The sequence below is a fragment of the Pontibacter amylolyticus genome (genome assembly GCF_014638845.1).
Taxonomy (GTDB): Bacteria; Bacteroidota; Bacteroidia; order Cytophagales; family Hymenobacteraceae; genus Pontibacter; species Pontibacter amylolyticus.
Genome location: NZ_BMFP01000007.1, coordinates 23,785 through 38,279, shown reverse-complemented (window position 1 = coordinate 38,279; position 14,495 = coordinate 23,785). Strand labels below are relative to the sequence as shown.

General features: G+C 53.8%; 12 protein-coding genes. 7 read left to right on the top strand and 5 right to left on the bottom strand.

What is annotated here, in order from left to right; genetic code table 11:
* Positions 1-11: 11 nt before the first annotated feature.
* The 3 genes from IEV97_RS16520 (at position 12) to IEV97_RS16510 (ending at position 2,061) form a co-directional block, all read left to right on the top strand.
* Positions 12-1,181: a hypothetical protein gene (locus IEV97_RS16520; protein WP_188502608.1), complete on the top strand. Its 1,170-nt coding sequence runs from the start codon at positions 12-14 to the stop codon at positions 1,179-1,181.
* A gap of 219 nt (positions 1,182-1,400) precedes the next feature.
* On the top strand, positions 1,401-1,625 hold the full coding sequence (locus tag IEV97_RS16515; RefSeq protein ID WP_188502607.1) for a T9SS type B sorting domain-containing protein: 225 nt from the start codon (positions 1,401-1,403) through the stop codon (positions 1,623-1,625).
* A gap of 142 nt (positions 1,626-1,767) precedes the next feature.
* The gene (locus tag IEV97_RS16510; protein WP_229733995.1) at positions 1,768-2,061 is read left to right on the top strand and encodes a hypothetical protein; all 294 of its coding nucleotides are present in this window, start codon (positions 1,768-1,770) and stop codon (positions 2,059-2,061) included.
* A 91-nt stretch (positions 2,062-2,152) separates the two neighbouring features.
* Here IEV97_RS16510 and IEV97_RS16505 read toward each other — a convergent pair whose 3' ends face one another.
* The gene (locus tag IEV97_RS16505; RefSeq protein ID WP_188502606.1) at positions 2,153-3,514 is read right to left on the bottom strand and encodes a trimethylamine monooxygenase; all 1,362 of its coding nucleotides are present in this window, start codon (positions 3,512-3,514) and stop codon (positions 2,153-2,155) included.
* Between the two features lie 712 nt (positions 3,515-4,226).
* The gene (locus IEV97_RS16500; RefSeq protein WP_188502605.1) at positions 4,227-6,662 is read right to left on the bottom strand and encodes a zinc-dependent metalloprotease; all 2,436 of its coding nucleotides are present in this window, start codon (positions 6,660-6,662) and stop codon (positions 4,227-4,229) included.
* 190 nt (positions 6,663-6,852) lie between these two features.
* Between IEV97_RS16500 and IEV97_RS16495 the strand changes: the two genes are divergently transcribed.
* The 3 genes from IEV97_RS16495 (at position 6,853) to IEV97_RS16485 (ending at position 9,584) form a co-directional block, all read left to right on the top strand.
* A complete protein-coding gene (locus IEV97_RS16495) occupies positions 6,853-7,377 on the top strand; it encodes a c-type cytochrome (protein ID WP_180336466.1) in 525 nt (174 codons plus the stop codon).
* 84 nt (positions 7,378-7,461) lie between these two features.
* Complete coding sequence (locus IEV97_RS16490) at positions 7,462-8,364, top strand: SMP-30/gluconolactonase/LRE family protein (RefSeq protein WP_188502604.1); 903 nt, start codon at positions 7,462-7,464, stop codon at positions 8,362-8,364.
* Between the two features lie 173 nt (positions 8,365-8,537).
* A complete protein-coding gene (locus IEV97_RS16485; protein ID WP_188502603.1) occupies positions 8,538-9,584 on the top strand; it encodes an NAD(P)-dependent alcohol dehydrogenase in 1,047 nt (348 codons plus the stop codon).
* Between the two features lie 173 nt (positions 9,585-9,757).
* Here IEV97_RS16485 and IEV97_RS16480 read toward each other — a convergent pair whose 3' ends face one another.
* The 3 genes from IEV97_RS16480 to IEV97_RS16470 are packed head-to-tail and all read right to left on the bottom strand — an operon-like array spanning position 9,758 to position 12,317.
* Complete coding sequence (locus IEV97_RS16480; protein WP_188502602.1) at positions 9,758-10,378, bottom strand: HD domain-containing protein; 621 nt, start codon at positions 10,376-10,378, stop codon at positions 9,758-9,760.
* The gene (locus IEV97_RS16475) at positions 10,379-11,731 is read right to left on the bottom strand and encodes a carboxypeptidase-like regulatory domain-containing protein (protein ID WP_188502601.1); all 1,353 of its coding nucleotides are present in this window, start codon (positions 11,729-11,731) and stop codon (positions 10,379-10,381) included.
* Positions 11,718-12,317 carry an RNA polymerase sigma factor gene (locus tag IEV97_RS16470; protein WP_188502600.1) on the bottom strand — a complete coding sequence of 200 codons (600 nt, stop codon included), beginning with the start codon at positions 12,315-12,317 and terminating at the stop codon, positions 11,718-11,720. The genes IEV97_RS16475 and IEV97_RS16470 overlap by 14 nt, the downstream gene beginning before the upstream one ends.
* A 99-nt stretch (positions 12,318-12,416) precedes the next feature.
* Between IEV97_RS16470 and IEV97_RS16465 the strand changes: the two genes are divergently transcribed.
* Positions 12,417-14,288 carry a vWA domain-containing protein gene (locus IEV97_RS16465; RefSeq protein WP_188502599.1) on the top strand — a complete coding sequence of 624 codons (1,872 nt, stop codon included), beginning with the start codon at positions 12,417-12,419 and terminating at the stop codon, positions 14,286-14,288.
* The last annotated feature ends 207 nt before the right edge of the window (positions 14,289-14,495 follow it).

The window sequence follows — 14,495 nt, the reverse complement described above, 5'->3', positions numbered from 1 at the left end:
AATACGCATACATGAATAGACTTTTACTTCTGCTTTTTTGCTGGCTCGCTACTCAAAACCTGCAGGCGCAGATACAATGGGGGCACCAGGTCGGAACAACGGGGAGGAATAGTATCGCGCACCACGTCATTGACAAAGACGGCAACATCATTGCGGTGGGGCATTTCGAGGGAACCATCACCATGGGTAGCCACACGCTAACCAGTTTGGGGAGTTCCGACATGTTTATGTACAAGGCAAACCCAGCGGGACAAATACTTTGGGCCAAAGCACTGAGTGGCCCACAATCAGATGGTGCGAGTGGCGTGGCGGCAGATAAGCTTGGAAACCTGTACATAGGCGGCGAATTTATCCATGAACTGGTTATAGATGGCGAAGTCGTGCTGGAGGGCGAAGGTATATTTAACACCTTCATCGGCAAGTTTGACACGAACGGACAGATACTTTGGTCCAAAGGGGTGCTCACCAGGGAGCGCTACGCCTCAGCTGAGTTAAAGAGCGTTATCACTGCAAGCCCGGAAGGGGAGGTGGTGTTACCGGTGCAGTTCTGGGGTGCAGTTCAGCTCGATAACCAACACTACACAAGTCAGAACCCGAGGGGGAATGATCTGCTTCTGATCAAATTATCCTCAGCAGGTCAGGTGATGTTTGTTTCCCGTTCCTACCACGAAGGCAGTGTCTACCCCCGCGAAGTGAAGTTGGATGCGGCTGGGAATGTGTACATGACGGGCGCTTACACCGGTAGGTACAAAATAGCAAGTCTCAGTATCGCAACAGGGCCCGAATCGCATGATGACATTTTTGTGGCAAAGTTTGACAAGCAGGAGCGCCCGCTCTGGCTTAAGGGCTTTAATAATTCCATCGGACTGCTGAGTAGTGCCGGTAATAGTCTGGAAATAGATCCCAAAACAAAAAATATATACCTGGCGGGCTCATTCAAAGGCAGGGTTGATTTTGATGGCATCGTATTAGAAGAATCAGGCATGGTCGAATTTTCGGGAGTGCCGGCGGATATTTTTCTGGCCAGCCTGACTGAAAATGGCGCTGTGCTCTGGGCCAGGAGCTTTGGAGAAGAGGGGCATGACCTGGGCAGGAACTTAAAACTGCTGCCTTCCGGCGGTCTTGTTCTGGCAGGGGCCTGGGACTTCAAACCCTTTGTACAGTATTTTGACCTGGCATGAAACCCGGGAGAGCGCATTCACCTGAATGCCGGTGGGGTTGCAGATAATATTACGCTTGCGGGGAATGGTGCCTTTTACCTCTCGGGGCAATTCTGGGGGCCGCTCCGGGCGGAGCACATCAACTGGAATACCCGGGGAGAAATCATTGGTTTCCTGCTGAAGTTCGATCCCTGCGCTGCTAAAAGCACAGTTTCAGGCAGCACCTTCAAAACCTATAACGTGATCACCCCAAACGGTGACGGGAAAAACGAATACTTTGTGCTGGACCCGGCTTTGGCAGGAGCCAAACTGCAAATTTACAACAGGTGGGGAAGCAAGGTATACGACAGCCAGCAGTATCAGAACGACTGGAGCGGCAGGGGTCTTCCGGAAGCCGTCTACCATTGGGTTGCCACGCACGATTGCGCCGGGACACTGAAAGGCACCGTGACGATCATCCGGTAAGCGCCTCGGGGATTGCGTTCTGAGTAGATTTTATTTAGAGGAAGAACTGGTTGATAATGTGGTGCTTAATTTTCCCCGCAGACCAACTCCTATACCTGCGTCGTCCAGGTTTGAAACCATTTTAGCCCGCTCAGGCTTATATATGCATTACCCGAAGCAACCACTCTTTATGCTGGAATACTCCATGTTCGAAAGGCTCCCTTATCGGAGCCAGCGCGAAGCCCTGAAAAAAGAAGGCACCCTCATTGCACGACGCCAGGTAAACGGGTATACGATCCTGTTGTACATTTTGGGGCACACCTTTGTGGAGGTATGGACAGGCACGGAGGCCGAAGTGGTGACGACGTTTAAGAAAACCGCGAACGCGATGGCTGTGTTAGAGCCTTACGTTGATGCAATGGAGTCGGTAGACTGGTGGGGGGAGAACGAGATTTGATTACGACAGGTGTATGACTACACTTGATTAAAATAGAAAGGGAAGGCTACAGGCCTTCCCTTCTTTGTTTTAGCATATGGTATACCTCCAGCTATACCCGCTCCATCACCGGAGCTTCCTGCATGTAGCGCTCAAAGCTGTCGTCCATCTCGTCGAGCCAACGGGTGTGGTGTCTGGCGGCTTCCGTGCCCGTCATCACCGAGGTATAGGTTTTGTCACGGTAGCGTAGAATGTCCTCTTCCTTGTCCAGGAGCCACTGTTTGAAAAGGGCAGCCACTTTGTCCAGGTCAATCTCCGGATAGTCCGTCATGTTCATGAGCTCCCGCACGTACGCTGTCTGAAAGTCAATTTCATCATCGTGGTTTTTATTAGCCGCGGCTTTATTCAGCCACAGGTTGATGTCTTTCTGCCGTTCTTCCTTGCCCGGCAGCTGAATCTTACCCTGAATCACGTCGCGCGCGTACCAGGCCTGCACATCAAACATGTTGAAGGTATAGTATTGGTCCTGCATGCCCAGGTAAATGAGTTGGGGCAGGTCGTTGAAAAACACGCCCTTGTAGATCTTGTCCGGGTAAAGGCAGTTGCGGGTTTTCAGGCGCAGTTCGTCGGGCAGGTAGGGGAATTTGTGCTGGTAGCCGGTGCACATAACTACCGCATCGTAGCGCTCCTGGGTGCCGTCGCTGAAGTGCGCTATATCTCCCTCAAAGTGGGTGAGCAGGGGCACTTCCTTCATACCCTCAGGCCAGTCCATGCCGATGGGGTTGCTGCGGTAGCTTAGGGTAACGGACCGGGCGCCGTGCTTGAAGCTTTGCACGCCAATGTCCTCGGCCGAGTAGCTGCTGCCGATGAGCAACACGTCCTTGTCCCTGAAAATATCTGCCCCACGGAAGTCATGCGCGTGCATGATCAGGCCCGGGAATTCCTCAATGCCTTCAAAGTACGGCATGTTCGGGGTAGAGAAGTGGCCGGAAGCCACGATCAGGTAGTCGAACTCTTCGGTATAGGTCTTGTTATGGGCCAGGTCTTCCAGCACCACCGAGAACTGTTTTGTGTCTTCTTTGTACTCCACCCAGCGGGCGGTGGTGTTGAAGCGGATGTAGTCGCGCACGTTGCACTTGTCTACGCGGCCCTGTATGTAGTCAAAGAGCACCGGGCGGGGAGGATACGAAGAGATAGGCCTGCCAAAGTGCTCATCGAAGGTATAATCGGCAAACTCCAGGCACTCTTTTGGACCGTTGGACCAGAGGTAGCGGTACATGCTGCCGTGGATCGGCTCGCCATACTTGCCCACACCGGTGCGCCAGGTGTAGTTCCAGAGACCACCCCAGTCTGCCTGCTTCTCAAAGCAAACGATTTCAGGTATGGTCTCACCTTTCATTTCTGCTGATTTAAACGCGCGTAGCTGCGCCAGGCCGCTTGGACCGGCCCCGATGATTCCTACTCTTAACTTCATGTATACTTAAAAATGGTGAATGCAAAATGCAATATTCTGCCTCGAGATATGTTTCAAAAAATTATTGTTTTGTGATCGGAAAAATCACAATTCCAGTTTTCTGTGCGAGGTTAACACCTGCAGGGCAGAAAACAGAAAGGGGGCAGGAAGTATAAAAAAAGAGGCGTTGAAAAGGATGCCTTACAAAAGAAGCCGGCTGGCCTGAACTATACTAACAAAGTGCCCTTCTGAAATATTCATATCTCTATATGTCAGAATGCCTGTTTTGCAAAGATACAAAATGTAAAGGAATATTTATAATCTGATTTTCAGATTATTGTCTGTAGGTATAGAGCTAAATGGAATAAAGAAAGTTCTGAATTCAAAATATACAACCGCTGCGTCAAGCTTGATTATTGGATTTTTATGAGCGCCCTTTCCAGCGAAAGATACAGCATGGAGAAGCCTGTTAATGTGTATAAGCTTTTGTTAACCAATTCATTGTGTTTGGTGAATTCTGACTCAAACTTATGCAGCGATCATTTGGATTAAAATACAAAACAGGGAAGTCAGGAGCGCACTGTCAGTCAGGCAATTAAAAAAAATAGGGAAAGTCGGTAAAACAGGTGATCTGATCAGGAGTCTGTGTGCCAATTTCATCCTGGTGCCCTCTAAAAAAGCAAACCGCCCCTTCCTGGCGAAGGGGCGGTTTGCCTATATCTATAGTTTGGTATTACTCACAACCAATATACTCCCCGCTCCCGATCGGGGCGCCTGGAGGCAGACTAAGTACTTTGGTTGGCTTGATCTCTTCAGGTTTCTCCATACGAGCCAACGCGAAATCCAGGTGCGCTTTATAGCCGGCATCGCGGGCGCGTTTGGCCTGGCTGGTGGCGTGCTGCTTGATGTCAGCCAGGGCGCTGGACGCAATGGCGCGGGCCTGGTAGGAGGCGCTTTCGTCCTGGGCCAGGGCCATCAGGTGCGTCAGTACCACTTGCTCGGTTTGCAACTGTACCTGACCGGCCAGGCCGTCCTGGCGTCTGCTCTTCCAGGTCTGCTCGATCAGTTGGCTCGTGACATCCTGCAGACTGAGCGTGTTGTGGCGGGCACCGAACTCCACCAGGCGTGATGCGCGCTCCGGATGCAGCAGGAAGGATAGCGAGAATTCCGCAGAAGCCTGTGCTGCCGCCAGCGGATCGAAGGTGAGTCCGGTTCTTTTCGCGAAAAGCTCCCGGTTGTTGCCCAGACCCGGGGCACGGGGCGGTATCAGGGGAATGATGTGCTCCGGTAGCGTGAGCACATCCGGGGAAATGGTGCGGAGCATGGCTTCGAGGGCTTTCTGCTGCTCTCTTTTATCCAGCACTTCAGTCACCAGCTGCTTGTCGCCGCGCAGGGCGTAGGTATAGCGCATGCCCCCGATCAGCTTGGCAGCCGCTTCGGTCTGGTAACGGTGGAAGTTATAGATCGGCACCAGCACATCCTCCAGCGTGCTCATCGGCGCGTTGGGCTTGATGTTCTTTTCAGAAAAATTCTGCAGGGCCTTGCGGCGCACATCGAGGACGCGCAACAACTCATCGGTGGCATTCGTGCCGTTGTCCCAGAGGTGGGCGGTGGGGTGGGCGCCGCCGGGAGCTCGGGCGTCTGTGTCAGAGATAAAAGTCAGTCCCTGCTTACGGCCCTTTGCCAGCAAATCGTCCAGCGCTTTCTTTTCGTCGGTGCCTTTGGGGAAGTGCTGATAACCATAAGCTACGGCCAGTTTGTCCCAGTCGCCAATGCTGGTGCCATAGGCTTTGCTGATGTCGATGTTGCCGGCCCTGTCCAGCTGCACCTGCGGGTGCGGGTAGTCCATCACCGAGGCGTTGTTGTTGGCGTCGTAGTTGTGCATAATGCCCAAGGTATGGCCCAGTTCGTGCGCCGACAGTTGCCTGATGCGGGCCAGCGCCATGTCCATCATCGCCTTGTTTTCGGGCTTGCCGTTTTCATAAGGCGCCAGCAGTCCCTCCGCGATCAGGTAGTCCTGGCGCACGCGCAAAGATCCCAGCGAGACGTGCCCTTTGATGATCTCGCCGGTGCGCGGGTCTATGACAGAGGCGCCGTACGACCAGCCGCGCGTGCTGCGGTGCACCCACTGGATCATGTTGTAGCGCACGTCCATCGGGTCGGCGGTGTCAGGCAACACCTCCACCCGGAAGGCATCCTTGTAGCCAGCCGCTTCAAAAGCCTGGTTCCACCAGCGCGCGCCGTCGAGCAGGGCAGAGCGGATCGGCTCCGGCGCTCCGTTGTCGACGTAATACACGATCGGCTTCACGGCTTCTGATACCTTGGCCGAAGGGTTCTTCTTCTGCAGCCGGTGGCGGGCAATGTAGCGCTTCTCAATGTTCTCATTCACCGGCGTGGCGTAGTCGAAGTAGGAGATGCCAAAGAAGCCGGCTCGCGGATCGGCCTCGCGTGGGGTATAGTTGTTGTCTGGCAGCTCGATGAAAGAGTGGTGCTGGCGCAGGGTGACCGCCTGCGGGTTGGGGGCCACGCTGCGTACGATAGAGCCGCCATTGTCGCTGGTAAAGGTGAGGGTGGATTCGAACTCGGTGTTTTTGGGGAAGTTTTTGGTGCGCGGCAGGTATAGCGCCGAGCGGGTGGCATCGAGGCGGTAGGTGCCCTGATTCGCCCGCTTGATGCTTCCAATAGCGTCGTGGGCATCCTGCAGCAGAAACTCCGTCGCGTCTACCAGCACCCGTTTTCCGTCCGATGCTTCCGCCTTAAAACCCCAAAGCACCGACTGTGCAAAGGACTCCTCCACGGCGCGGACTTCGTTCTGGTTGTCCGTGATAGCTCTGTAGCGGAGGTTCGGCTGCACGAGCAGTATTTTGGGTCCCACTTTTTTGAAGGATACAATGCGCTGGCCGCCCAACTGACCACGATCGAGCCCGATGTCGTTGGAGCCGAGGCCGCCCGGCAGTGAGTTTACGTACAGAAATTCATGGTCCAGCTTGTCGATCTCAAGCCATATTTTACCGCTTTGCTCGTCCCAGTAAAAGGGGAAAAAGCCATCGAATTTCTTCATACCCGCCGTTTTGGAGGCGATGTTGGGCAGGGATTGCGCTGCAACGCTACCAAGTGCTAAGAATGGGAGGAGCAGGAGGAGGAGCAGTTTTTTACAAGTCAATGTCATAGAGTCAGGTATAGGGTGATGTCGCGTCTGCAGGCTTAAGTTACACATTTCAGGTATAGGATCCCGGAAATATAGTGTAAATTGCATCAAACGATCACCTGATCTGAAACATAAAACTTTAAGAGCTCAGGTCAGTACATATTCTCTAAGTGCTCTTGAGTAAAACCAGTACAAACAAATAATTATCCCTATGAAAAAGATTCTGATGGCCATCTCAGCCTTCGCGCTTCTGTCAGCCTGCGGCAACGAACAGAAGTCAGAGTATGAACGCTACTACGACAGTGACTACCAGCCCGACACAACCGCCGTAGCCTCTCGTCCGCAACCGCCGCGTCCGGCCACAACGCCACCTGCTGGAGGCGCTACGCAAGGAGCCCAGACAACTCCTGCCGGCACACCGACCGGACCGGAAACCACCGCGACAGCTGAACAGCCAAAAGAGGCACTTGCCGGACAGTATGCGAAAGGCGAAAAACTGATTGCCGGATCGGACTGCCTGGCCTGCCACAAAGTAGACCAGAAAGTAGTGGGTCCTTCGTATGAAGAAGTGGCGCAGAAGTATGAGGCCAACGACAAGAACATCACCTACCTGGCTGGCAAGATCATCAAGGGTGGAGCCGGTGTTTGGGGACAGATCCCAATGCCTCCGCATCCGAACCTGAGCGAAGGCGATGCCAAGGAAATGTCCCGCTACATCCTCTCACTCCGCAAATAAGTTGATTGAACGAAGCTGTCCCGGTACCTGTGCAGGTATAGGGACAGCTTTTTTTATACCTATACCTAAGCAAACCGACACGCCATGAGCAAATCCAAAAATTACAGTGAACTGGAAGCAGAACTGGTGCTCGACGCGAAGGCGACGCTGGGCGAGGGATCGATCTGGCATCCGGCTGAGAGACGCCTTTACTGGGTGGATATAGAGGGCCGTGAACTGCACCTGTTCGACCCCACTACCGACGAAGATACCACCTGGCCCGTTTGGGAGCGGGTAGGCACGGTGGTACCCGTGGTGAATGGCGGAGCCCTGGTGGCCTTGCAGAATGGGGTACACTTTATCAACACCGAAACCGGCGAGCTATCATTTGTAAGCAATCCGCTTAAGCGGGATGATATTCGGTTCAACGACGGAAAATGTGACCCGGCCGGCAGGTTTTGGGTAGGCACCATAGCCCTCGACTCGCAGGAAGGTGCCGCAGCGCTCTACCGCATGGAGCACAACGGGCAGATGACACAGGTGCTCGACAACCTAAGCAATTCCAATGGGCTAGTATGGACCGCTGACAAGCAGCGCATGTATTTCATAGACACCCCAACCCGTAAAGTACAGGCCTTTGCCTACGACCATGACACGGGAACCATCCGGAAAGAGCGGGACGTGATCGCTATACCTGAGCAGGAGGGCAAGCCCGACGGGATGACCATTGATGAAACAGGACGACTTTGGATCGCGCTCTACGGTGGCGGTGGCGTGGGCTGCTGGGACCCGGAAACCGGGGAGATGCTGCTGAAAGTTAATGTACCCGCCCCGTACACCACTTCCTGCGCCTTTGGCGGTGCGCGGCTTGACACCCTCTTCATCACCACCGCCCGCGACGGCCTGGACAAAGACCAGCTGCACCAATACCCGCTAAGCGGAGGCATCTTTGCCATAAAGCCTGGTGCGAAAGGCGTGCCTGCAAACTTTTTCCTAAGTCGTTTGTAAGGTATAGGATGTCTTGGTGAAGTATTGGCGATGACACTCCGGCTTAAGGTTCCGCTGCTGCTGTAAAGTTCGGCAAAAGCTATACCTGCCAGGTATACCCGTACCGTGTCACGCTACGCCGACCGATCTGCAGACCTTTTAACTTTTAACTCGTAACTTTTAACTAAAAAACTATGATTCAAGCAAAAGCATATGCCGCATTCGACCCTACCAGTCCGCTCGGGCCTTTCAGCCTGGAGCGCCGCGAAGTAGGGGAGCATGACGTGCTGATCGATATCAAATACTGTGGCGTGTGCCACTCTGACCTGCACCAGGTGCGCGACGAGTGGGGCGGTGCCATGTACCCGCTGGTGCCCGGCCACGAAATTGTAGGTGTGGTGACGAAAGTGGGTTCTGCAGTAAAGAAATTCAAAGAAGGTGACCTGGCCGGTGTGGGCTGCTTTGTGGACTCCTGCCGTACCTGCGACAGCTGCAAAGAAGGGCTGGAGCAGTACTGCGAAGTGCAGAACGTGGGCACCTACAACAGCCTCGAGCGCGACGGCAAGACCATTACCTACGGCGGCTACTCCAGTCAGATCGTGGTGGATGAGAACTATACCCTGAAAGTGCCCGAAAGCCTGGATCTGGCACGCGCCGCGCCGCTTCTTTGCGCTGGCATCACCACCTATTCGCCCATTATGGAGTGGAAGATCGGGAAAGGGCACCGCGTCGGTATCGTGGGCCTAGGCGGACTGGGCCACATGGCCGTGAAAATTGCCGCTGCCAAAGGTGCTGATGTAACGGTGCTGAGTACGTCGCCGAACAAAAAGCAGGATGCCATGGACCTGGGCGCGCACAACTTCGCCGTGACAAAAGACGAAGCCACCCTCAAGCAACTGCGCAACTCCTTCGATTTCATCATCGACACCGTATCGGCTCCCCACGACTACAACCTATACCTGTCCATGCTGAAACGGGATGGTACCATGATCCTTTTGGGCGCGCCGCCGGAGCCGTCTACAGTGGCCGGTTTCAGTCTGATCGCCCGTCGCAAACGGCTGGTGGGTTCTATGATCGGCGGTATACCGGAAACGCAGGAAATGTTGGATTTCTGCGCCGAGCACAACATCATGTCCGATATCGAGCTGATCAAGATGGAAGACATCAACGAAGCCTATGAACGCATGCTCCGCAGCGATGTGAAGTACCGTTTTGTGATTGATATGGCGAGTTTAAAGTAGGTATTACTGAGCTATGGCGCGAGCGTCCTCGCTCGTGTCTACTATAGTGGGGCCTCTGGCCGCTAGATATTTTAATAACTGGGCCAGAGGCCCCATGATAGCAAGTCACGAGCGAGGACGCTCGCGCCATGGAAAAGGCTCCCCTGTTTTTAGGAGGGCCTTTTTTACTAGCTTTATCGTTCTAACTCACGCTGCAGATTCTTTCTTGCTTTATCTTCAAATTCCACCTGAAAAGCCGGAGTCTTATAGATATGATCTTGGTTAAGGAAATGCTGCAACACCTTGCGTCTGCCTGGTTTGTAGATAAGGTCAGGGTACATGCTGTATTCTTTCCGCACTCCCTGGCTATACCTGTTATAACGTGCCTCGTCCGCACCAAGAATAGCGAGGTCCAGATCAAGAAGTAGCTTAGTTAGTTCAGTCTCCGCTGTCTGGTGGGTCTTGGTGGCGAGGATCATCTCTTTAACTTGTAAAATGTCGGCCTCAGGTATATCGAGGCTACGCAGTCGGTCCTGGGCAAGAGCGGCGCTCTGTTCTTCGTTATCAGAACGCGTGGCTTTGTACACGATGTCGTGGTAGAAGATGGCAAAGAGCAGCAAGTCGGATAGATGACCCGCTGGGCTATACCTGTGTGCCAGCTCCAGCATATAATGGATATGCCCGAGGTTGTGGTAGTGCCTGTCTTTGGCGGTGTAGGCCTTCTCCAATTCATCCCACAAGTGCCCGACCAAGGCTGGGTCTTCGCTATACCTGTGGCAAAGCGAATCCCATTCTGATCTTACTAGGTCTTCCATTTATTCTGATTTTTCAGGTTTGAAGCGCACGACTATCCTGACTTCCTGCTGAATTTGGTTTCCATTCTGCGTAGCCGCTTGCCACTTGGGCCCTTGAGCTACGAGGCGCATGGCTTCGTCGTCACAGGGTTCACAAAGGCCACGTACAACTTCCAGGTTTTCCAGCGAGCCGTCCGTCATAACAGTTGCCCGAATCACAACGCGACCCTTGAGCATGTCAGAGGTATAGCGCAGACTATCTGCCAGGTACTGACGATACGCCTTATGACCCGCAGATGGTTTTGCTGCCACAGCAGGAACAGGAGTGGAATTGTGCTGTCGCTTCACGACCACTTCGCTCAAAGACTTCGTATCCAGGGCCAGGTCCATGGTAATCGGGGCGGTGCCGGCATAAACCCCTTCTTCTCTGGTTTGGTAGCCAATGTAGCGGAAGACCAGCGTCGCTTTATCATCCGGCAAAGTCAGCACAAAATTACCCTGCGTATCGGTGGCCACGCCCTGGGAAGTGCCTTTTACGACAACCGACACGCCGGGCAGCGGTATACCGTCCTGGTCCACCACCTGGCCCTGCACCTGGTTGTGCCCAAGCGCTTTGTTACGCTGCACCTGCACACCGGCCACGCGCCCATGCAGCGCTTTGGCCACAGATGTACTTTCCGGCTTCAGGCTGAGGTGCTGTGGCGCAGTGGGTACTGCTACTTCGGCCAGCTTGTCGGTTTGTGCTGTTACATTTTTTTCAGGTATAGCCTCCGTCAGATCAGCCGCGTCTATCTCAACTTCAACTTCTTCTACATCGTCGGCGAGTACAACAGCCTCTTCAACAACAGCTGGGCTTTTGAGCACTCGAGGTGTACGGAGCGGTCGGGGTTTGGTGACAGCAGCCATTTGACCAGGACGCACGGTGTCCGGCTTGGCCTCTGCTACTGTTTCAGGTACAGCCGATGCCGGCTTCTCACCGAGGTCCATCGCTTCCTGAATTGCCTGGTCCTGTTGGGCGGCTATACCTTGCTGTTCGCGCACTTCCTGGTAATTGTAATAGAAGACGGCAACCGAGGAGAGCAGTACCAGCACCACGGCTGCGGCTACTTTCCAATCCGTCAGGTATAGGTTTTTGCGCTGCCGACTTTTGGTGGCGATGAGGCTGTTAATGTCACGCAGGTCGCGATCGGTTGTAGTGGCATCTGACACTTCGAGCCCCTCCAGTGCATCCGAGCACAGGTCGCAGTCCAGCAGGTGGCGCTCCAGTTGGTGATGCAGGGCTTCGGGCAACGTGCCTCCATGGTACTGCTCCAGCAGTTCCACGGAAGGGTGGTCGCCCCGTTCCCAAAGTATATGTCGACTATCTGGCTGCATGGTTTTTCTCCATGATGATTTTCAGGTTTCGCTTTCCGTTCTGGATGTAGCTTTTCACTTTGTTCAGGTCGCAACCCGTCAGGGCGCTGATCTCTTTATAGCTCTTCTGCTGCAGGTAAAACAGCTCGACGCACTCCCGTTGCTGTGGAGGCAGCTCTTTCAGGGCCGCATGCAGCGCCTGTTCCTGCTTCTCTGATTCCTCTGCGTCGGTAGGATGCAGCGGTTCCGCACTTTCCATAAGAGGTGTGGCATTATCTGAGAGCGGTACCCTGGTTTTGTGTTTGTTGGCCCGCAGCTGCATCAGGCAGTAGTTGCGGGTGGTCACATGCAGCCAGCTCTTAAAATTGCTCACTTCGTGTTGCAGCAGCGCTTTCGAAACATGCTCAAACAGCTGCATGGTGGCGTCTTTGCTCTCCTCCGGGTCCTGCAGGTATTTCTGGCAAACCAGGTATACGAGTTTGGAGTGGCGCTGAAACAATTCCCCCAGATGCTCCAGCTCACCCGTCTCTTTGTACAAGCGCACCAGCTCCGCGTCGTCGGGCGGCGGCTTGGCGTTTGTGAAGAGCTTGATGAAGAATGGGAGCATGTTACGGGATTGATTCTCTAAAGAAAGGAAAAATATTCTGAAAATTTTATGGAAAGCCTGTGGAGGTGGCATCATGTCGGAAACCAAAACATAATAGCCATGAAAAAGAACCTTTATCTGCTTTTCGCCCTGCTGTTGTTCGGGCTGACTGCCACCGCTCAAAGCCGCACCATCACCGGCACCGTTACCGACTCCAACGACGGCAATCCGCTGCCCGGCGTGAGCATCCTGATCAAAGGTACCTCCACAGGGGCCGCCACCGACCAGCACGGCAGGTATAGCCTGGCTATACCGGATGACAAGGCCACGCTTGTTTTTCGCTACATCGGTTACAAGACCCAGGAAGTTAAGGTGGGCAAGCGGGATGTAGTGGACGTAAAACTGCAGCTGGATCAGCATACCCTGCATGAAGTGGTTGTGGTGGAGCAAAGCATGTCCCGGGCGCTGGCAGGAAAGGTAGCAGGTGTCTTCTCCGGAAGAAACAGGGCAGAAAATATGACCTATGTCGCAAGCCCTGTATTCGATGCTGCCCCCATGGTGCACAATACCGAGAACTATGATTTCATCAAAGAGAATTCCTTTCTGGACGCTCAGAAAAACCCGCTCTCCACTTTCTCCATCGACGTAGACAATGCTTCCTACAGCAACGTGCGCCGCTTCCTGAACCAAGGGCAGAGGCCGCCCGCAGATGCTGTACGCATCGAGGAAATGGTCAATTACTTTAATTACGACTACCCACAACCCACCGGCGATGCGCCTTTTTCAGTGACGACCGAACTGTCGACTTGCCCCTGGAACAAGGACAATCAGTTGCTACACATTGGCCTGCAGGGCAAGCGTGTGCCCACCGACAAACTGCCGGCATCCAACCTGGTTTTTCTGATCGATGTGTCCGGCTCCATGTTCTCGCCTGACAAGTTGCCGCTCGTGAAAGCCGGATTGAAACTGCTGGTGGAAGAGCTTCGTCCGCAGGACCAGGTGTCGATGGTGGTCTATGCCGGTGCGGCGGGACTGGTGTTGCCTTCCACTTCCGGGAAAGAAAAAAAGAAGATCATCGCAGCTTTGGATCAGCTCGAAGCAGGTGGTTCTACGGCAGGTGGCGCAGGCGTCAACCTGGCATATAAAGTAGCCGAGGATAACTTTGTAAAAGGCGGCAACAACCGCGTGATTCTGGCATCGGACGGTGATTTTAATGTGGGCGTGAGCAGCGATAGCGAACTGCAGCGCCTGATCGAGAAGAAGCGCGAAACCGGTGTGTTCCTGACCGTGCTGGGCTTCGGAACTGGCAATCTGAAAGACTCCCGCATGGAGCAATTGGCCAACAAAGGCAACGGCAACTACGCCTATATCGACAACATCCGGGAAGCGCAGAAAGTTTTTGTAAATGAGTTCGGCGGCACCCTCTTCACCATCGCCAAAGACGTGAAGTTGCAGCTCGAGTTCAACCCAGCCAAGGTGAAAGCCTACCGTCTGATCGGTTACGAAAACCGCGCCCTGGCCAATGAAGAGTTCAACGACGACAAAAAAGACGCCGGCGACATGGGCTCGGGCCATACCGTCACCGCGCTGTATGAAATTGTACCGGTTGGTGCTGATTCAGAATCGCAGGCGGGCAATGTGGATGAATTGAAGTACCAGAAAACCACCATCGACCCAAAAGCCAAACGCTCCGACGAGCTGCTCACGATGAAGCTGCGCTACAAAGATCCGGATGGCGAGACCAGCAGATTAATCACCACCACGGTTAGTAGCCAGTCTTTACCTGCTGCCCAAACCTCTGACAACTTCCGCTTCTCAGCTGCCGTTGCGGCCTGCGGCATGCTTCTCCGCGACTCAGAGCACAAGGGAGATGCCTCGTTCCCAATGGTGTTGGAGCTGGCAAAGAACGCTCGTGGAAAAGATGAAGAGGGGTATCGGATTGAGTTTGTTAATCTGGTGAAGTCGATGGGGTTGGTTAGTGATGGGAGGTAAGTAGTTTAAGTTTCAATTTTGAGAGGAAGGAGCAGCTTGCTTCTTCCTTTTTTTTGTGATTGTTGTAAATGCTTTAATGGCAAACGCGTTCGCGCTCGTGTTTGGTATGGTAGGGCTTATGGCCTAGCTATAGCGTACCTAGCTTCGTAGCTACCATTAGCGTAGGTATAGCAACTAGTATTGTTATATAGCTTCGCCTGTGCGGCA